Here is an 18752-nt window from a genome sequence, read left to right as displayed (position 1 = left end):
TAGATGTTAGTTGTCTGCTAATTTTCTGCGCTTCCTTTCTTTACTTATCAAACTAAGTTCTCTGCCCGTTTGTCCTGCAACCGAGGTGTTTTCTTCTGCTCGTCTTATTAAATATGGCATCACATCTTTAACTGGTCCAAAAGGAATATATTTCGCTACATTATAACCTTTACTTGCCAAATTAAAACTAATATGATCACTCATACCGTATAATTGACCAAACCAAACACGCTCATCACCATTACTAATCCCTTTCTCGTCCATTTGTCTCATTATTAAATATGAGCTATCCTCATTATGAGTTCCTGCAAACATAGCCATGTCTTCTATATTATTCAGCATATAAGTAGTTGCAGAATCAAAATTAATGTCTGTAGCCGTTTTATGTATACAAATAGGTGATTTATAATTTTTTTCTTTGGCTCTTTCATTTTCTTTTTCCATATAAGCGCCTCTCACTAATTTATAACCTAAATAATAACCATCTCTTTTAGCCAAAATATGCTGCTCTTTTAAAAATTCTAGCCTATCATGCCTATACATTTGCAAAGTATTATAAACTATTGGTTTTTCGGTGTTATACCGCTTCATCATCTTGGTAACCAATGCGTCTGCGGCATCTTGCATCCAGCTTTCTTCAGCATCAATTAAAACAGCTACATCATAGTCTTTGGCTTTTTTGCATACAGTATCAAATCTTTTTACTACGCTATTCCATTCAGCAGTTTCTTTTTCATTGAGAGCTTCTCCTCTACCAACTTTTTCATACAAAGAAAAACGTCCGAATCCTGTAGGTTTAAATACCGCAATTGGAATAGCATCTCGTTCTTTAGCAAATTCAATAATTTTAAGAATCATTTGCATCGCCGAATCGAATTCTTCTTCACTTTCTTTACCTTCTACTGAATAATCTAAAACAGAACTAACTCCTTTTACATGCATTTTTTCAATTACTGGAATACAATCTTCTTCATTAATTCCACCACAAAAATGATCGAAAACGGTTGATCTAATTAAACCTTCTATAGGTAAATTAGCCTTTATTGCAAAGTTTGTCGCTGCTGTTCCAATTCTAACCAAAGGCTGAATTGAAATCATTTTAAACAAGAAATAAGCTCTCTCAAGTTCAGAATCGTTTTTTAAAGCAAAAGCGATTTCCGTATTATCAAAAATTGGATTAGTAACCATTCAATAAAATATTTAAACAAATATAATTATCGCATAACTATATTTTTATATAAAAACTCCTTAATTTCACAGCCTTAAAAAAAGGCATTTATTTTATGGATTCTATAGTAGCAAATAACTCTACAATTCATTTTAACCAGCAATCTTATTCTGCTTTGAATAAGTATGTTGCGGCAGGAAATTTTTCTAAAATATTCGTTTTAGTTGACAATAACACACATGAATACTGCCTCCCTCGTTTTCTTAGTAAACTTGAAGCGAAAGTTGCTATTGAGATTATAGAAATCGAAGCAGGAGAAACCCATAAAACTATTGATACATGCGTTGGGGTATGGAATACTCTTTCCGATTTAGATGCAGACAGAAAAAGCTTAATGATAAATGTGGGTGGTGGTGTTGTTACGGATTTAGGTGGTTTTGTCGCCTGCACATTTAAAAGAGGTATTTCTTATATCAATATTCCAACAACATTACTATCCATGGTTGACGCATCTGTTGGAGGTAAAACAGGAGTAGATTTAGGGCATTTAAAAAACCAAATAGGTGTTATTAGTTCTCCAGATATTATTATTGTTGACACAAAATATTTAGATACTTTACCTCAAAATCAAATGCGTTCTGGTTTAGCCGAAATGCTTAAACATGGCTTAATTAATGGTGAAAATTATTGGAATAAGTTTAAAAATTTAAGTGACTTGAATCTAGAAGATTTAGATCAGTTAATTTATGAATCTGTTTTGATTAAAAAACATGTTGTTGATACAGATCCATTTGAGGAAAACGTAAGAAAAACACTAAATTATGGCCATACTCTTGGTCACGCAATCGAGTCCTATTATTTGAGTAATCCTCATAAAATTGATTTATTACATGGTGAAGCTATAGCCATAGGAATGGTTCTTGCTTCATACATATCAACTATACTTACAGGGTTATCTGAATCTGTGAACAATGAGATTAAGACTGTTTTTAAAAGCTTCTATGGGCACGTCGATATAGCCGAAAGTGAACATGCGGCTATTATTGAATTACTAAAGTATGACAAGAAAAATGAGCATGGAAATATTAATTTTGTGCTTTTAGAAGCTATTGGCAAACCTAAAATTAATTGCTTAGTAGCCGATCATATAATAATAGATGCCTTTAAATTTTACAATTCTTAGAAGCTATTAATTTTTTTTGTAACTTTATGATGCTTGTATATTGAGCTTATTTATATCAATTAAAATATTTTGATATGAAAAGAATTATAGTTGATTACAAAAAACTCACGCCTAATCTATTAAAAAGGCTGACTGAAAAATTTCCTGATGGCTATGGAGATGATGATATTATTACTTTCGACGATCATCACAATCGAACCATAGAAGCTGTAGAGATAAAAACAGATGATGCCATTTATTTAGTTAAAGTACATAGCAAACTCCACTATACCATGACTAATTTTGATATCGACAATTTTGCCGTCAATAATCTAGGTAATGTTATAGTGGAAATGGACAGTGCAGAAAATAAGGATAAATAAAAAAGGCTCCTTTATTGGAGCCTTTTTTATTATCTAGCATTTGTCTTAATTCATTTCATTAAAAATAGAATGCATCAAACGTTTTTTGTCGTTAATACTTTCTTCTAAAGATATCATTGTTTCTGTTCTATATACCCCTTCAATATCATCTAACCTGAATATCACTTCTTTCGCATGCTCCGTACTTCTAGCTCGAATTTTACAGAAAATATTAAATTTTCCAGTAGTAATATGTGCCACAGTAACAAATGCAATTTCATTAATACGTTCAAGCACAAATTTAGTTTGTGATGTATTGTTAAGATAGACACCAACATATGCAATGAATGAATATCCTAATTTTTTATAATCCAAGGTTAAAGAAGAACCTCTAATAATTCCGGCTTCTTCCATTTTTTTCACACGAACGTGAACGGTACCTGCAGAAATAAGTAATTTTTTGGCAATATCTGTAAAAGGAATTCTTGTGTTGTCTATCAACATGTCAAGAATTTGGTGATCAATTTCGTCTAGTTTAATTTTCCCCATAATTAATTATTCTTAAATAAAAATCAAAATTAATACATTTTTACTAATAATTATGCATTATAGGTGCATTTTATTTTGGAAATAATGCGATTTTATCATTATTTACTATTACGAAAACGTTTTCGTTATTAACTTCTAAAGGTTTGCAATTTTCATTGAGAACTAAATTTTGTTTAGCATCGTACTCTATATGACCAAAGAATGAAGATAAATCTGCAATCTTTTCAACCTTAGGATGAAATTCTAACTTTTCATCCACTAACTTTTCCTGATACATAATACCGATATCATTTAAACCCTCTGGTTTCCCATTTTTTGTATTCCTTATGATAATATCATAGAATAGCTTTTCATTTTGTGGAATATCTAAATACGATTCATATTTCGAGCCATCAATATCATTTTCAGCTATATAATCCAAAGAACTAAGAAGTGCATAGTATATATAAGCTCTTGTTTCTTCCCGTGGATAGTCATTAACATAATGTCCAGACTCGAATAAAATAGTCGGTATATTTTTGCTTTGAAATGTATCGCCAACACAATTTAAATTAAAAGCATCGTCGTAAACACCTACTTGTTCTGGTATTTCTTTTTGCAAAACCTCGTTCATAGTTGCAATTATTTCCATTGCTATTTTTCTGTTATCAGTTAAAGTGCATGCTTCGTCTTGCGCTGGAGCTAAAAATGATACTGTAGCAGGCTTATTTTTAGCTCCAGCACTAAAAATAGTTCGTTGACCATGCAGGTTGTAACAAAAATGCGGTTGAAAATCATTAAACACGTCAAGCAAAATCTTGCTTTCAGGCTGAGATAACACCTGAGCGTCTCTATTTAAATCAATTTGGTTTGCATTTACTCTGGTATAAGCTTTTGCACCATCCGGATTTAATATAGGAATGATATATATGCAGCAAGACTCTAAAATGTGCTTAGTATTCTCTTTAGAATGTAAAAAAGTATTTATAACATCGAAAACAGCTTTGGTTGTAGTTGATTCGTTTCCGTGCATTTGGGACCACATCAAAATTCGTTTTGAGCCAGTTCCAATTTTTAAACCATAAATTGGTTCTCCCAATACAGACGTTCCAATAATTTCAACTTGCACGTCATTTGCAATTTTTTTTAAAATTGGTGCAATATGATTATTGGTAATATACCTATGAAATAAGCCAATTTCTTTGTGCTCATTATAGAGCTTTTTAATCTCTTCAATTTCCATTCAAAATAAATATGTGACAAAAGTAAACATTTAACAATTTACATTTGTAAACAACAAAACCAATCTATTTGTTTACAATCATAACCAAGTTAGTGCTTTAAAAGATTGTGAAAATATTGTAATTTTAAAATTATTTTTAACTATTTTATTATCAGTAATATATAGTTAATTATATAAAGTTATATTTGAATATATATAAGAAGAATGTGTTATTTATAGCAATAATTAATCATATATATTGTTACATTTGTATATCGAAACTAGATTAGCTGTAATTCACAATGATAAACAACGAAGCGTTCGCGAAAAGACTACAAAAAGTTATAGATTATTATGGCGAATCTGCCTCTTCTTTCGCTACAAAAATTGGTGTGCAACGATCAAGTATTTCACATATTTTATCTGGCAGAAACAAACCCAGTTTAGAATTCGTTTTGAAAGTCCTCTCCTATTTTCCTGAAGTCGAACTTTATTGGCTTTTAAATGGTAAAGGTAAATTCCCGAGTGGCATCGATAATTCTCCTAAAGAAACTTTTAAGAAAGAAATAAAAGAAATTAAGCCAGTGAAAATGGGTTCTGATAAGTCTATTGAACGTATTGTTATTTTTTATTCTGACGGAAGTTTTAAAAGCTATCAGAATTAATAACAATCTTCGTTAACTTTGCTTAATAAATGAATACCATGCGATTTTTAATATTAATTCTTGTAATAAGTCTAGCAAGTTGCTATCAGATTGAAAGAAACTGTAAAGATTACAGAACAGGTGTGTTTTGCAGTGAAGTGACTATTGATCAAAAGGTTTATAAGTCTAAGTTTAAACGCACTGAATCAATTCAAGTTGAGTCCTATAATAACCATATAGATTCCTCTGAGGTTAGGTGGATAAACGATTGTGAAGTAGTTTTTAAAACTATTAATCCTAAGAATATGGCTGAAAGGAAAGATATACATTTAAAAATATTAACTACAACAGACTCTTCATACACTTTCGAATATTCTTATGTTGGAGAAACAAAAAAACAAAAAGGAATTGCTTTTAGTACAAATTAGTAAAACGGATATAAAAACGATTCAACTAAATTAAACTTAACTTCATTATCCTTAGATATTTCATAAGTTAAAAAGATTTCCCCCCAATATTCACCATCTGAAAAATCGGCAATAATCCATTTGTGATTAAGTATTTTAACAGTATTAATCATCATTTTCCTGCCTTCACTTGCAGCATACGGAACAATTGGATGATCGCCTATTACTTCGTTTAATTTATATAATTCATCCTTAATAATAGGCATTAACTCATCAACTTTATAACCATCACTTTCAAAATAGGACAGGGCATCTTCATTTCTTTCTAAATTGAAATGGGATAAATCAGATATTTTATTGTTTAGAGATGCTATAGAATCTTGTTGTGTACCAGATTTTACAGTTAATTTATCCATTTTACTGTTTAAATCTTCAAATACACGCTTCGCATTTATATATTGAAATAAGGCTAATAATGCAGCAAAAATAAATAGATATAGAAATATGCGTTGTTTCATTTATTAAAGTTTAGATTTTTAGTTCTAGTCCATCATAAGCTAGATAAACGTTTTTGGGTAATTCTTTTTGTACTTCTTTATGAAAACCCAAAAGGTGGCTTATATGTGTAATATAAGCTTTTTCAGGAGAAACTCTAGTTATAAATTCTAAGGCCTCTTCAAGATTAAAATGAGATTCATGCGGTGTAATTCGTAATGCATTCACTACTAAAACCTTTACTTTTTTGATTTTTTCTACCTCTCTATCCGAAACTGTTTTCATGTCGGTTAAGTAAGCAAAATCATTAAATTTAAATCCGAAAACCTGCAAGCCATTATGCAAGCCATTAACTGGAAGTACTTCGAGATTTTGTAATTTAAATGGTTTATTCTTTATTCTATTAGTAATTAACGTTGGAGCTCCTGGATATTTATTCTTAGTTGCAAAAATATAGTCAAATCTCTTTTTTAAGGCTTTTAAAACACGTTTATGCCCATAAATTGAAATATCGCCCTGTCTAAAATAAAATGGTCTAATATCATCTAATCCAAGAACATGGTCGGAATGCTCGTGCGTAAACAAAACACCATCAATTTTATTACAATTAGCTCTTAGCATTTGATATCGAAAATCTGGACCACAGTCTATAACATAAGTATAACTGTCCCACTCAACGAGAACAGAAACCCGTAATCTTTTGTCCTTAGAATCTTTGCTTAAACAAACTGGATGTGTACTTCCAATAATAGGAATACCTTGGGATGTACCGGTACCGAGAAAGGTAATTTTCAATTATATTAAGTTTTACACAAAAATAAGTTTATTTTTTTGTTTGCTGTACTTATTTGATACCTTTGTAAATACAAGATATAACCTATTATATATATATGGAAATTACCATAAAAGGCGATAAAGAATTTGATGATATTCCATCATTAAAATCAAAAGCTCTTCGAATTAATTTAAACGAAAATATTTACGGAACATTTGCTGAAATTGGCGCAGGACAAGAAACTTGTCGTCATTTTTTTAGAGCTGGTGGTGCCTCGGGAACCATCGCAAAAGCAATGTCTGCCTACGATAAAGATTTTAGTGATGCCATTTATGGAGCCGAACAAGACGGCCGTTATGTTACAGAGGCGCGCCTGCGTAAAATGCTTTCTCATGAGATGGATCTTATGGAAAATAGACTTACACGTGAAAGGAATCCAAATAAAATATTTTTCACTTATGCCAATACTGTTGCTACAATAGATTTTGCAAAGCAATTTAAAGGTCATGGCTGGGTAGGAATAAAGTATCAAATAGAAGCGGGTCAAGACTACAATGAAATTATTATTCATGTACGTTTTAAAGAAACTGATGCCAGATTACAACAAGAAACACTAGGTGTACTTGGTACAAATTTAATTTATGGCGCTTTTTACAAATATAATGAGCCTAAAAAACTACTCCGTTATTTATACGATCATTTAGATAATGATCAATTAGAAATTGATACAATTAATTTTTCTGGACCAGTTTTTAAAGATGTTGATAACCGTTTAATGAGTTTACAGCTTGTTAAAAATGGAATGACAGATGCCGTAATGTTTGGCCCTGATGGTAACAATGAGCTTCCTGCAAGAGTTTTTTACAAAAAGAATATTTTAGCTTTAAGAGGTAGTTTTAGACCAGTGACTAAAGTGAACATGGCTATGTATGAGAAGTCATATGAGATGTTTATCAAAGAAAACAAAGTTGACGTCAACAAAACAGTAGTTGTTTTTGAAATAACGCTTTCTAACTTGAGGGCTGAAGGTGAAATTGACGAACAAGATTTTATGGATAGAGCAGATTTATTATGCTCTCTGGGGCAATCCGTAATGATATCCAATTTCCAAGAATATTACAAAGTAGTTGAATATTTCTCTAAATACACAAAAGCTAGAATGGGACTAGCGATGGGGGTTAGCAATCTTGTAGATATTTTTGATGAAAAATATTATCGCCATTTAAGTGGTGGTATTTTAGAGGCTTTCGGAAAACTATTCTTTAAAGACTTAAAAGTATATTTATACCCAATGCTAGATCCAGAAACGGGAGAACTCATAAATAGTAGCAACCTAAAAGTTTACCCTAGAATGAAAGAATTGTATAAATTCTTTAAGTACAATGGTAAAGTAATAGATATAGAAAACTATGATAAAAGCATTATGAGTATCTTTTCAAGAGAGATCTTAGAAATGATTGATGCAGGAGAACGTGGTTGGGAAAATATGGTTCCCGAAGGAACAGCCGATTTAATTAAAGATTACCGCCTATTTGGATATACTAGAAAACCACTTAGCCCGGTTCGAATTAAAAAGCGAGTAAAAAAGTAGAATTGTTCTTAAATAAAAAAAGCGATTAATTTAAAAAATAATCGCTTTTTTTACGCTAAAATTTGCGCTGCGTGATCTTTAGTCTTAACCTTATCAATAACACGCTCTACAACACCATTTTCATCAATTAAGAACGTTTTTCTATGAATACCATCATATTCTCTACCCATAAACTTTTTAAGCCCCCAAACACCAAATGTATTAATCACTGTCTTATCCTCATCGGCTAAAAGCGGAAACGGAAATTTAAACTTATTTTTAAAATTAGATTGTTTTTTTTCAGAATCAGCACTCACTCCTAAAAGCTCGTAACCAGCATCCCTTAGCACTTTATAATTATCTCTCAAATTACATGCCTCTAGTGTACACCCAGGTGTATTAGCCTTAGGATAGAAAAACACAACCAGCTTTTTTCCTTTATAATCACTTAATGAGACTTTATTTCCTTGTTCGTCTTTTGAAGTGAAATTCGGTACAACATCACCTTGTTTTAGTGTATTCATAGTCTTAACTTTGATTTTTAACAAAAATACAATTTAATGACTAAAGAAGATAAAGTTAATTTCGTTATAAATACGTTAAAAGAACTCTATCCAACAATTCCAATCCCTTTAGATCATAAAGACCCATACACCCTTCTTATTGCGGTATTAATGTCTGCACAAAGTACTGACGTTAGAGTGAACCAAATAACACCGCTCCTATTTGAAAAAGCAGATAATCCGTATGACATGATAAAACTTTCTATAGAAGACATAAGAGCTATTATAAAGCCTGTTGGTTTATCTCCTATGAAAAGTAAAGGTATATACGGTTTGTCTCATATTTTAATTGATAAGCATAATGGCAAAGTCCCTAAAACTTATCAGGAATTGGAAGCTCTGCCTGCTGTTGGTCATAAAACTGCAGCTGTTGTTTTATCTCAAGCGTTTGGAATTTCTGCATTTCCAGTAGATACTCATATCCATAGACTTATGTATCGTTGGAATTTAAGCAATGGAAAAAATGTGAAACAAACAGAAAAAGATGCTAAGCGTTTATTTCCAAAAGAATTATGGAACGACTTACATCTTCAAATTATATGGTATGGTAGACAGTATTCCCCCGCAAGAGGTTGGAATTTAGAAAAAGATATTATCACCAAAACTATTGGTAGACAATCGGTAATTCATGAGTATAATAAAACAAAAAAGTCCCGATGACTAAATCAGGACTTTTGAAAACTTAGTTTAGAAGCGCTTCAAACTTCATTTTATTACAATTTATAACACTTAAAGCCTTAGAATAATTAAGAAGAAAGTTAACCGTTTCCTCGCTCGGTTCAAGTTCGTTTAATGTTTTAACAGATTTTTTTTCAGAGTAAAGTTTTGCCATTTTATTAATTAAAGGGTTATTTGGTTAAATAACGCAGCAAAATTTACTTTATTGTATCAATTCGTTAAAACGATATTATGCTTATCGATTATCTTTCTTAAGTTAATAAGAGCATAGCGCATACGGCCTAATGCTGTATTAATACTAACCCCTGTTCTTTCTGATATTTCTTTAAAACTCATGTCCTTATAAATACGCATTAAGAGCACTTCTTTTTGGTCTTCTGGTAATTCATCAACTAAACGTCTCACATCATTCTCTACTTGTTCTTTTATAATTCGCTTTTCAGCATTCAAATCATTATCACTTAATACCGAGAAAATGCTAAAATCACCACTATTATCAAATTTTGGCATCCTATTATTTTTTCTAAAAAAATCAATAACTAGATTGTGTGATATTCTCATTACCCACGGTAAAAACTTACCTTCTTCATTATAAGCTCGACGTTTTAAAGTGCGTATTACTTTAATAAAAGTATCTTGAAAAATGTCTTCAGCGACATCTCTATCATAAACTTTCGAATAAATAAAACTATAAATTTTTTGCTTGTGTCTTGTGATAAGAATTTCTAAAGCGCCTTCATTACCATCAATATAGTTACTAACTAACGTAGCATCTGAAATAATTTCGTGTTGCATAATCTATTACTTTTAACGCATAGAAGAGAGCTTCTTTGCTTGGGGTTTAACAGTTTAAAAGTAATACTATGCTATAGGCAAGTGTAATTTAAGTGATTAATAGTGAATCAAATATAACAACAATCATTCCTAAAAAACAAAATTTAACACTTTTTTTTATTGTTTTTTAGAATTAAACTTCGTTTTATCAGATGAAATACTTGTAGTATCTTTGCAAAATTATTTCCTTTAAACTCTTATGAATACTAATATTTCCCAAGTAGATCCAAAGCAAAATATCATCATAAAAGGTGCAAAATTGCACAATCTTAAAAATATTGATGTGGTGATACCAAGGAATAAGTTGGTAGTTATAACTGGATTATCTGGTTCTGGGAAATCTAGTTTGGCCTTCGATACGCTTTATGCAGAAGGGCAAAGACGCTATGTTGAAAGCCTTTCCAGTTATGCTCGTCAATTCTTAGGAAGGCTAAATAAACCTAAGGTTGATTATATAAAAGGTATTGCGCCTGCAATTGCAATAGAGCAAAAAGTAAATTCTACAAATCCTCGTTCTACTGTTGGCACAACTACAGAAATTTATGATTATCTAAAACTACTATTTGCTAGAATAGGAAAGACCTACTCACCTGCTTCTGGACTTGAAGTGAAAAAAGATACTGTCACAGATGTTTTAAACTATTTAAAAACATTTCCAGAAAGAGAAAAACTACTCCTTCTTGCTCCTATTCATATAGAAGAAGGTCGTAGCATAGAAGATAAACTAAAGGCATTACAGCAACAAGGATATGCTAGAATAAAAGTAAATGACACCGTTTTGAGACTTGATGAGGCCGAAACAATATCTAAAAAAGATGATCTTCTGCTAGTCGTCGATCGAATTATTACAAAAAAAGATGAGGATTTTTTAAACCGCTTAGCAGATGCTATTCAAACAGCGTTTTTCGAAGGCAAAGGATCGTGCATTATAGAAACACTAAGCGATAATAATCAACGCCTTTTTAGCAATAAATTTGAACTAGATGGCATTACTTTTTTAGAACCCAATATTCATTTATTTAGTTTTAATAACCCTTATGGTGCCTGTCCTAAATGTGAAGGCTATGGCGATATCATTGGAATTGATGAAGATTTAGTTATTCCAAACACTGGACTATCCGTTTATGAAAGTGCTATTTTTCCTTGGCGTGGTGAAAGCATGAGTTGGTATAAAGACCAATTAGTTAATAATTCGCATAAGTTCGATTTTCCAATTCACAAACCTTATTTCGAATTATCAAATTCTCAAAAACAGCTTATTTGGGACGGAAATCAATATTTTGAAGGTCTTAACTCATTTTTCGCGGAACTAGAATCGAAGGCTTATAAAATTCAAAATCGGGTCATGTTATCTCGCTATCGTGGAAAAACCAAATGCAAAACTTGTAATGGGAAACGCTTAAGAGTTGAATCAAATTATGTAAAAGTTGGCAATACCACATTAACAGAATTGGTTGAAATGCCACTTGATAAGTTATCAAACTTCTTTAATAAGTTAGAATTGAATGATTATGATACTACGATTTCTAAACGCCTAGTAAAGGAAATTAACAACAGATTATCTTTTCTTGCCAATGTAGGTTTAAACTATTTGACTTTAAACAGAAAATCTAATACATTATCTGGTGGCGAAAGCCAGCGCATCAATTTGGCAACATCTCTAGGGAGTAGTTTGGTAGGCTCTATGTATATTTTAGACGAACCCAGTATTGGCCTACACCCAAAAGATACTGAACGCCTAATTTCCGTATTAAAATCTTTACGAGATTTAGGCAATACGGTTATTGTTGTTGAACATGATGAAGACATTATGAAAGCCGCCAATAACATTATTGATATTGGGCCAGAAGCAGGAACTTTAGGCGGGCATGTGGTTGCATCTGGAACTTATGATGATATTTTAGCTTCAAATTCATTGACAGCACAATATTTAAACGAAACTCTCTCTATAGAAATCCCCGAGACACGTAGAGAATCTAAATACTTTGTTGATATAAAAGGTGCTAGAGAAAACAATTTAAAAAATATCGATGTCCATTTTCCTTTGGGGATGCTTACAGTAGTAACAGGGGTTTCTGGTAGTGGAAAAAGTACGCTTGTAAAAAAAATTCTATATCCCGCATTACAAAAAAAGTTAACTGATTTTGGTGATAAACCAGGACAATTCACGGCTCTTGAAGGCGATTTTTCTAATATAAAACATATAGAATTTGTAGATCAGAATCCTATAGGGCGCTCTTCAAGGTCTAATCCTGTAACCTATATAAAAGCCTATGATGATATTCGAGCCTTATACGCTAAGCAGAAGTTAAGCAATCTAAGAAATTATCAAGCGAAGCACTTTTCTTTTAATGTAGATGGAGGTCGTTGTGAGACTTGTAAAGGTGAAGGTGAAGTAACCATTGAAATGCAATTTATGGCAGATGTGCATTTAGAATGTGAAACATGTAAAGGTAAACGCTTTAAAAAAGAAGTTCTGGAAGTGAAATTTGCTAAAAAAAGTATTGATGATATCTTAAACCTTACTATCGATGATGCTATCACTTTTTTTGAGGCAAACGACCAGACAAAAATTAAAAACAAGTTACAACCTTTGCAAGATGTAGGACTAGGCTATGTTACATTGGGGCAAAGCTCTTCTACACTTTCAGGCGGAGAAGCACAGCGCATTAAATTGGCTTCCTTTTTAGGCAAAGGCAATAATAAAGATAAGGCTCTGTTTATTTTTGATGAACCTACTACTGGATTACATTTTCATGATATTAAGAAACTTTTAAAATCATTTAATGCTTTAATTAATAAAGGTCATTCTATAATTGTTGTGGAGCATAATATCGATCTTATTAAATGTGCTGATTATATTATAGACCTTGGCCCTTCTGGAGGTGAATATGGCGGCAACCTAGTAGCTTCAGGAACTCCTGAAGATATAATTAAAGTTAAAGCTTCAGAAACAGGAAAGTATTTAAAAGAAAAACTTTAAGCAATAATTTTACTGTTAATAAAACAAAAACCCTATCAAAAATATCAAACCCAAAGCTATTGGTATAACAAAACTAAAATACACAAAAGTAGCTAAGCTGGTCTTAAAAAAGCTCACAAACCAACCTTGTTTATAAAACCTCTTTACTCCAATAAACAAGTAAAAAAAGGTTGATAATACTAGCAACAAATCAATCCAATATGGAATATCAAAAAAGTAGTTCATAATAAGTATAATACTAAAAACAGTAAATAAAAATGAATAAAAATAAAAACTGAACACTAAATGATAAGCATAAGAACCTCGTTTAAAAAATAATAACTTTAAAATTAAAGCAAAGATGGGTAGTAAAATAAACAAAGAAATAGGAATAGTATCATAAGCTGCTTGAATTACTTGTCCACCATCTCGCTGTTTATAAAATTTAAGACCTTGCTCATAAAATTTTCTAGTAAAATACCTTGCATCTTTCTCCATTCCCATAGCCATATATATCTCATTATCAGGTGTTTTTATTGCAATTAACGAATCTACCTTTTTTGTATTAAAATCAAACGTAGGTTTTATGTTTTTACTTTTTACCGTGTTGCGCTTCACTAAAGAATCTAACTGCTTTAATTCTTCAACATTTATTCCAGGTATTCCCTTTTCTTGCAATGGAGCTAAAACGCTATCTAGTTTAATTGAATCTAGTACTTTTTCTAAATTCACTTCTGAGCTGTCAGATACAATAGGCTTATCAAGTGATTTCTTTAAAGCCGAGTCTATAGTTTTAACCTGATCTCTAACAACAAGTGTCGTTAACAAAAAGAAAAAAATAACGGATATAAAAAGATATAATTGAGCTGGGTGTAAATACAATAACCGTTTTCCTTGAATAAACTTGTTTGGCAAAAAGCCAGGTCTAAACAACAACGGGAAAAAACTCTTAAAAAACTTAGCATCAAATGAAAAGTAATTACTTATTGTGTTATAAAATAAGACACTAACGGTTAGGTCTTCTTTTGCTTGTTGTCCACAATATGGGCAGAAATTAAATTTTTTTTCAAATTGCTGTTCACAATTTTTGCAAGTTTCTAAATTTTTAGACATTAGATGGTTGGTTTCTATAAAAGTAATAATTTTAGTTGAAACATATTGAAAATTAATAGCTACTAACTTCAAAAAAAATTATGGTTCAGTGAGAGTCTTGGTTAACTCTAGCTAAAAGCTAAAAAAATAGATTAAAAAATTGATTCAATCATAAAAAACTGTAAATCAGTTTTTTAAATATACTCATTGCGTTAATATTACGTTAACTCAGCTTGTAGAATATTTTTTTGGCACGCATATTGAAATTCTCTTGTCATATGGCGAAAACCGAAAAGCTAAATATCTCGATAATCAAAGGGAGACAAAAAATTCGATATTAATAATTTAAATCCTAGAACTATGAAGAAAAGATTACTTTTATTTACAATGCTGTTAATGGGATTAACAGTTGTATCAGCAACAAACCACAAGAATCATGATGCAGATCATCATAAAAAAAACAAAAATTTTGATCGCTTTGCACAACCTATAATTTTTATGGAGCGTGGTGTTGAGTTTCTAATTTTTCCAGATGGAAGTTTCGATTTTAACACCAATAATTATGACCCATATTATAATGATGGTACATACTACAAATCTAATAGATCCAAGCGAAAAAATGTGAATGTTAGTTATAGAGGACCAAATACCAATGTTGGCTACACAAATCACAGAAACAACGGCGTGTATATTTCTAGAGATAGATCTGGACAGGTTAGACGTATTGGAAACGTGTTTTTAAATTATGACAGACGCGGAAAAATAACTAGAGTTGGTTCTGTATTTATAGACTATGGGCGTGGTAGAAATGGTACTTTGAGACAAGTTGGTGGTTTACGTGTAAACTACAACCATTGGGGTGAAATTGTAAACCTTAAAGGACAAGTTAACCGTTACCAAGATGATTTTTGCAATGTTTGTGGCATAAGCTCTTGCAATATGACTCATGATTTTGGAAACCATAGAGATAGACAATATGATAACGATAGATATGATAACCACCGTGATGACAACTATTACTACTACAAGAAAAATGGTAAAGTGAAAAAGCACAAGAAAAATAAACGTTAATTTATTTTGACTCATTTATAAATAAAAAAATCTCGAAGACAAAAACTTCGAGATTTTTTTATATCAGTCATTTTATTAAACTTTAATAATCATAAAATTCAAGTATTAATTAGAAGTTTGATCTATAAATTCATCCACACCTTTTTTAAATTTTATCATTGAAGGTTTATGCGTATACATCATAAGCCCAGCTTCATAATTTTTCTTACTACTATTTATATTTTAAATAGTATAAGCATAACTCCTTATGCTCTTAACAACATTTTTCATAAAAACTTATAAACTATTTTTTTTATTGATTTTCAGCAGATTAGATAGGTCTCTCGTTTTTTGGCACGCTGTTTGTAATTAGTAAATCGTATTCACACATTAAATTTTACAAACATGAAAAAAATAGCCTTTTTATTAGCTGGTTTACTCCTTACAGGATTTACCGTTAATGCAGACACAGATAACAGTTATGTTAATTCAACATCTATAACATTTGGTGGTTATAACAATTCATACATATTTGTAGAAGGTGGTATTGAATTTTCGATTTTCCGAGATGGGCAATTCGATTTTAATATTCAGCGCTATACTAATTCTAATGTAAATGTTTCAATAGGTTCGCCTAACGTAAGCATTAGTTTTAATTCGGGATACGATTATAACGGGTATGTGCAATACGATGAGTTTGGTGCAGTTATTCAAATAGAAAACACACCTATTTTTTACGATTATTACGGGCGTATTTCTCAAGCTGGAAATGTGAATATACATTATAACAACTTTGGCTATGTATCGCGTGTTGGTGGATTATATTTACACTATAACAGTTATAACAGATTTTCACACTATACTGGTTTTATAAATATTTATAACAGACATTATGTTTACAGACCATGGCATGCTTACTATAGCATTCCTGCTTTCAACTACTGTGTTGTTTACAATAGACCTTACAGACAATACTACAGCCCTGTGCGCTATGTTTACAACAGACCTTTTTATAATAACTATAGACCAAGAACATCGGTTGCTAGTAGACGTGGGCATTCTATCGCTAGAAATTCTCGTTATGCTACTGTAAATAGAAGTACTAGAAACAGAACTCAGGTTAATAGACAAGCATCTTCGAGAAGAAGTTACGCGAGTACTAATACAAGTTCTAGACGTGATAATACATCTATAAATAGAACAACGAGTCGTAATAATACATCTGTGGCTAGTAGAACTTCAAGAAATACAAATTCTCAAATTGCGAGTCGTGATTCAAGAAGAAATAGTAATACTGTTAATCGTAATACTACTAAAAATAATAGCTCTAATAGAAATGTTGTAACTCGAAATTCAAGACCTAGTAATAGTAGCGTTAACCGAAACGCAACAAGAAGTAATACGCCTACTAATAATACTAAAAGAGTTAGAGAAAGCGTTAATAATACAAGAACGAGAAACAATACAGTAACAAAATCTAGAAATAATTCTGTTACTCAAAAACCAAAGAGCAATAATACGCGTACATATAATAGAAACAGCACTACTAGAAGAACAGCTCAAGTAGCTAATAGAAGTTCGCAAAGTAAGCCTAGAACGACTCAAAGATCAGTTTCTAGATCTTCGCAAAATAAATCTAGAGCGACACAAAGTAGAAGTTCTTCTAATAACAATACAAGATCTGCTTCAAGAAGAAGATCATAACCGTTTTGGTTGGTTAGTTGGAAAGCCCCGCGATAAGTTTGCCTCAAAGCAAATTCGTGGGGTTTTCTCTTTTTAAAAATTTAGCGTCTTAGAATCTTTTTAATTAACATAGATACATCTTCGGAAAGTCTCAAATGGTGCACTATAAAACCATAAAAAATTGAAATTAAGATTGACTTCAATATAATATTAACCACTGGATTAAACGGAAAGTTCCAATAGTAGAAAATTGCAAAACACACAACTATAAGTACCAATGTTTTAAATGTACTACTTGTAAAAGGCATTATTTTAAATAGAAAATTTACAAATAATATCTTAGTAATATTATAGATTATCACAGCAATGAAAGTTGCATAAGCGGCTCCAACAACACCATATTTAGGAATAAACACAATATTCAAGGCAATGGTTAAAATTACCAAGCCAAATCCTAACAGAAGTACCATTTTATAATAATCACTATTAAAAAGGATGGCGTTATTATTGCCTAATAAATTATCAGATAATTTCGCAATACCAATTAAAAACACCACCACAATACCACCTCTAAATTTTTCAGGAATTAAATGATATAATTCTGAAATATTTAAAACAATAAGCAGAAAAATTAAACCACTTATTATAAATAAACTCAGTGAACTTTTTTGGTATAATATTTTTAATTCTTCTTTGTCATTATCATTAAGAAGCTTTGCTGTTATAGGGCTTGTTATTTGATGCATCGCCCGAGAAGGCACGCCTATAACACTAGCAATATAAATTGCGACAGCATAGTAGGCAACGTTTTCAATTTGGATATAATGTCCAATCATGAACTTATCAATTTCCAAAATAACATTGGCAACCGAACCCGCAATGATTATTAATGCTGAATATTTTAAAATATCATGAATATTAGCAATTCTATTAAATCTTAAAATTGGCACCTTTAAACTGAAGGCATACAAAGCCATAATTACCATACGAAGCCCGTAAACACCAACAAGACTATAAATAAGTTGGTTTACATTAATAAATTCCAAATACAGGCAAAACAATAATATTGTTGTACATATTCTATGAAATATTTCTTTCATAAAGTTCCCAAACACGCTGTGCATCTGTACCTTACTCCATGCATAGAAAACTTCGAAATAGGCAAATAAAAGAGCAGACAAAAAGATTAACCAAATATAATTTTGAATAATGTCATTTTCTTGAGTAAGCCAGAAGCTTATAGACTCATAGGATAAATATCCAAGAAATCCAACAGGGAGAGCAATACACAAAGGTAATATAAGCATAAGTGTTAAAAAGCTATTCTGTAATTGTCGTGTTTTAAATGAAGAATAAAATTTGATAATAGTGTTATGAACACCAAAGGCCATAAGTGGCATCATTATAGCCGCTGTAGAGAATATGTACTGTATAAGTCCAAAATAGTCATCACTTACAAAATTTGTAAACAGAAATAATACATTAATCCCGCCAATAACAAAGCCCACATACGTTGTAAATGTATTTTTTATAGACTGTGATAGAACAATACCCATA

The 18752-nt window shown here is 31.2% G+C and carries 19 protein-coding genes; 9 read left to right on the top strand and 10 right to left on the bottom strand.

The features are described from left to right. Nucleotides 1–6: 6 nt before the first annotated feature. On the bottom strand, nt 7–1188 hold the full coding sequence (locus AC2D6V_RS12890; RefSeq protein ID WP_484648611.1) for a proline dehydrogenase family protein: 1182 nt from the start codon (nt 1186–1188) through the stop codon (nt 7–9). 95 nt (nt 1189–1283) lie between these two features. Here AC2D6V_RS12890 and aroB point away from each other — a divergent pair, with 95 nt between their 5' ends. After that, complete coding sequence (gene aroB, locus AC2D6V_RS12885) at nt 1284–2351, top strand: 3-dehydroquinate synthase (protein WP_484648610.1); 1068 nt, start codon at nt 1284–1286, stop codon at nt 2349–2351. Nucleotides 2352–2425: 74 nt separating this feature from the next. Next, entirely contained in the window at nt 2426–2713 is a 288-nt protein-coding gene (locus AC2D6V_RS12880; protein ID WP_484648609.1) for a hypothetical protein, read from the top strand. Between the two features lie 45 nt (nt 2714–2758). Here AC2D6V_RS12880 and AC2D6V_RS12875 read toward each other — a convergent pair whose 3' ends face one another. Both AC2D6V_RS12875 and AC2D6V_RS12870 read right to left on the bottom strand, forming a co-directional pair. Continuing rightward, on the bottom strand, nt 2759–3241 hold the full coding sequence (locus AC2D6V_RS12875) for an Lrp/AsnC family transcriptional regulator (protein WP_139002602.1): 483 nt from the start codon (nt 3239–3241) through the stop codon (nt 2759–2761). Nucleotides 3242–3311: 70 nt separating this feature from the next. Further along, complete coding sequence (locus tag AC2D6V_RS12870; RefSeq protein ID WP_484648608.1) at nt 3312–4463, bottom strand: M14 family zinc carboxypeptidase; 1152 nt, start codon at nt 4461–4463, stop codon at nt 3312–3314. Nucleotides 4464–4744: 281 nt separating this feature from the next. On the opposite strand from AC2D6V_RS12870, the gene AC2D6V_RS12865 reads away from it, so the two are divergent. Both AC2D6V_RS12865 and AC2D6V_RS12860 read left to right on the top strand, forming a co-directional pair. Next, nucleotides 4745–5107, top strand: a complete 363-nt coding sequence (locus AC2D6V_RS12865; protein ID WP_484648607.1) for a helix-turn-helix domain-containing protein — start codon at nt 4745–4747, stop codon at nt 5105–5107. Nucleotides 5108–5145: 38 nt separating this feature from the next. After that, nucleotides 5146–5514 carry a DNA topoisomerase IV gene (locus tag AC2D6V_RS12860; protein WP_484648606.1) on the top strand — a complete coding sequence of 123 codons (369 nt, stop codon included), beginning with the start codon at nt 5146–5148 and terminating at the stop codon, nt 5512–5514. Here AC2D6V_RS12860 and AC2D6V_RS12855 read toward each other — a convergent pair. Both AC2D6V_RS12855 and AC2D6V_RS12850 read right to left on the bottom strand, forming a co-directional pair. Next, a complete protein-coding gene (locus tag AC2D6V_RS12855) occupies nt 5511–6011 on the bottom strand; it encodes a hydrolase (protein ID WP_484648605.1) in 501 nt (166 codons plus the stop codon). The two genes, AC2D6V_RS12860 and AC2D6V_RS12855, sit on opposite strands and share 4 nt — an antisense overlap. A gap of 10 nt (nt 6012–6021) precedes the next feature. Next, nucleotides 6022–6783, bottom strand: coding sequence for an MBL fold metallo-hydrolase (locus tag AC2D6V_RS12850; protein WP_484648604.1), 762 nt, complete (start codon nt 6781–6783; stop codon nt 6022–6024). Between the two features lie 95 nt (nt 6784–6878). On the opposite strand from AC2D6V_RS12850, the gene AC2D6V_RS12845 reads away from it, so the two are divergent. Continuing rightward, nucleotides 6879–8354, top strand: a complete 1476-nt coding sequence (locus AC2D6V_RS12845; RefSeq protein ID WP_484648603.1) for a TonB-dependent receptor — start codon at nt 6879–6881, stop codon at nt 8352–8354. 50 nt (nt 8355–8404) lie between these two features. Here AC2D6V_RS12845 and bcp read toward each other — a convergent pair whose 3' ends face one another. Next, nucleotides 8405–8857 carry a thioredoxin-dependent thiol peroxidase gene (bcp, locus tag AC2D6V_RS12840; RefSeq protein ID WP_484648602.1) on the bottom strand — a complete coding sequence of 151 codons (453 nt, stop codon included), beginning with the start codon at nt 8855–8857 and terminating at the stop codon, nt 8405–8407. A gap of 36 nt (nt 8858–8893) precedes the next feature. Between bcp and AC2D6V_RS12835 the strand changes: the two genes are divergently transcribed. Then, entirely contained in the window at nt 8894–9556 is a 663-nt protein-coding gene (locus AC2D6V_RS12835; protein ID WP_484648601.1) for an endonuclease III domain-containing protein, read from the top strand. A 22-nt stretch (nt 9557–9578) separates the two neighbouring features. On the opposite strand, the gene AC2D6V_RS12830 is transcribed toward AC2D6V_RS12835, so the two are convergent. Both AC2D6V_RS12830 and AC2D6V_RS12825 read right to left on the bottom strand, forming a co-directional pair. After that, complete coding sequence (locus AC2D6V_RS12830; RefSeq protein ID WP_484648600.1) at nt 9579–9728, bottom strand: hypothetical protein; 150 nt, start codon at nt 9726–9728, stop codon at nt 9579–9581. A 56-nt stretch (nt 9729–9784) separates the two neighbouring features. Further along, complete coding sequence (locus AC2D6V_RS12825) at nt 9785–10369, bottom strand: RNA polymerase sigma factor (RefSeq protein WP_484648599.1); 585 nt, start codon at nt 10367–10369, stop codon at nt 9785–9787. Between the two features lie 238 nt (nt 10370–10607). On the opposite strand from AC2D6V_RS12825, the gene uvrA reads away from it, so the two are divergent. Beyond that, a complete protein-coding gene (uvrA, locus tag AC2D6V_RS12820) occupies nt 10608–13391 on the top strand; it encodes an excinuclease ABC subunit UvrA (protein ID WP_484648598.1) in 2784 nt (927 codons plus the stop codon). A gap of 15 nt (nt 13392–13406) precedes the next feature. Here uvrA and AC2D6V_RS12815 read toward each other — a convergent pair whose 3' ends face one another. After that, complete coding sequence (locus AC2D6V_RS12815; protein WP_484648597.1) at nt 13407–14483, bottom strand: DUF3667 domain-containing protein; 1077 nt, start codon at nt 14481–14483, stop codon at nt 13407–13409. 339 nt (nt 14484–14822) lie between these two features. Here AC2D6V_RS12815 and AC2D6V_RS12810 point away from each other — a divergent pair, with 339 nt between their 5' ends. Then, entirely contained in the window at nt 14823–15533 is a 711-nt protein-coding gene (locus tag AC2D6V_RS12810) for a hypothetical protein (RefSeq protein ID WP_484648596.1), read from the top strand. A 384-nt stretch (nt 15534–15917) separates the two neighbouring features. Further along, nucleotides 15918–17216: a hypothetical protein gene (locus AC2D6V_RS12805; RefSeq protein ID WP_484648595.1), complete on the top strand. Its 1299-nt coding sequence runs from the start codon at nt 15918–15920 to the stop codon at nt 17214–17216. Between the two features lie 80 nt (nt 17217–17296). On the opposite strand, the gene AC2D6V_RS12800 is transcribed toward AC2D6V_RS12805, so the two are convergent. After that, nucleotides 17297–18751, bottom strand: a complete 1455-nt coding sequence (locus AC2D6V_RS12800) for an oligosaccharide flippase family protein (protein ID WP_484648594.1) — start codon at nt 18749–18751, stop codon at nt 17297–17299. Nucleotide 18752: the final 1 nt, after the last annotated feature.

Source organism: Algibacter sp. YIN40 (genome assembly GCF_057219435.1).
The sequence above is the reverse complement of the archived record's forward strand: the minus strand, read 5'-3'. Positions and strand labels throughout refer to the sequence as shown.

Excerpts from the sequence above, each read along its gene's own strand:
- AC2D6V_RS12880 (WP_484648609.1), top strand. The coding sequence starts at position 2,426 with ATGAAAAGAATTATAGTTGATTACAAAAAACTCACGCCTAATCTATTA.
- AC2D6V_RS12835 (WP_484648601.1), top strand. The coding sequence starts at position 8,894 with ATGACTAAAGAAGATAAAGTTAATTTCGTTATAAATACGTTAAAAGAA.
- aroB (WP_484648610.1), top strand. The coding sequence starts at position 1,284 with ATGGATTCTATAGTAGCAAATAACTCTACAATTCATTTTAACCAGCAA.
- AC2D6V_RS12855 (WP_484648605.1), bottom strand. The coding sequence starts at position 6,011 with ATGAAACAACGCATATTTCTATATCTATTTATTTTTGCTGCATTATTA.
- AC2D6V_RS12825 (WP_484648599.1), bottom strand. The coding sequence starts at position 10,369 with ATGCAACACGAAATTATTTCAGATGCTACGTTAGTTAGTAACTATATT.
- AC2D6V_RS12845 (WP_484648603.1), top strand. The coding sequence starts at position 6,879 with ATGGAAATTACCATAAAAGGCGATAAAGAATTTGATGATATTCCATCA.
- AC2D6V_RS12865 (WP_484648607.1), top strand. The coding sequence starts at position 4,745 with ATGATAAACAACGAAGCGTTCGCGAAAAGACTACAAAAAGTTATAGAT.
- AC2D6V_RS12805 (WP_484648595.1), top strand. The coding sequence starts at position 15,918 with ATGAAAAAAATAGCCTTTTTATTAGCTGGTTTACTCCTTACAGGATTT.
- AC2D6V_RS12800 (WP_484648594.1), bottom strand. The coding sequence starts at position 18,751 with ATGGGTATTGTTCTATCACAGTCTATAAAAAATACATTTACAACGTAT.
- AC2D6V_RS12815 (WP_484648597.1), bottom strand. The coding sequence starts at position 14,483 with ATGTCTAAAAATTTAGAAACTTGCAAAAATTGTGAACAGCAATTTGAA.
- uvrA (WP_484648598.1), top strand. The coding sequence starts at position 10,608 with ATGAATACTAATATTTCCCAAGTAGATCCAAAGCAAAATATCATCATA.
- AC2D6V_RS12890 (WP_484648611.1), bottom strand. The coding sequence starts at position 1,188 with ATGGTTACTAATCCAATTTTTGATAATACGGAAATCGCTTTTGCTTTA.
- AC2D6V_RS12860 (WP_484648606.1), top strand. The coding sequence starts at position 5,146 with ATGCGATTTTTAATATTAATTCTTGTAATAAGTCTAGCAAGTTGCTAT.
- AC2D6V_RS12810 (WP_484648596.1), top strand. The coding sequence starts at position 14,823 with ATGAAGAAAAGATTACTTTTATTTACAATGCTGTTAATGGGATTAACA.
- AC2D6V_RS12830 (WP_484648600.1), bottom strand. The coding sequence starts at position 9,728 with ATGGCAAAACTTTACTCTGAAAAAAAATCTGTTAAAACATTAAACGAA.
- AC2D6V_RS12870 (WP_484648608.1), bottom strand. The coding sequence starts at position 4,463 with ATGGAAATTGAAGAGATTAAAAAGCTCTATAATGAGCACAAAGAAATT.
- bcp (WP_484648602.1), bottom strand. The coding sequence starts at position 8,857 with ATGAATACACTAAAACAAGGTGATGTTGTACCGAATTTCACTTCAAAA.
- AC2D6V_RS12875 (WP_139002602.1), bottom strand. The coding sequence starts at position 3,241 with ATGGGGAAAATTAAACTAGACGAAATTGATCACCAAATTCTTGACATG.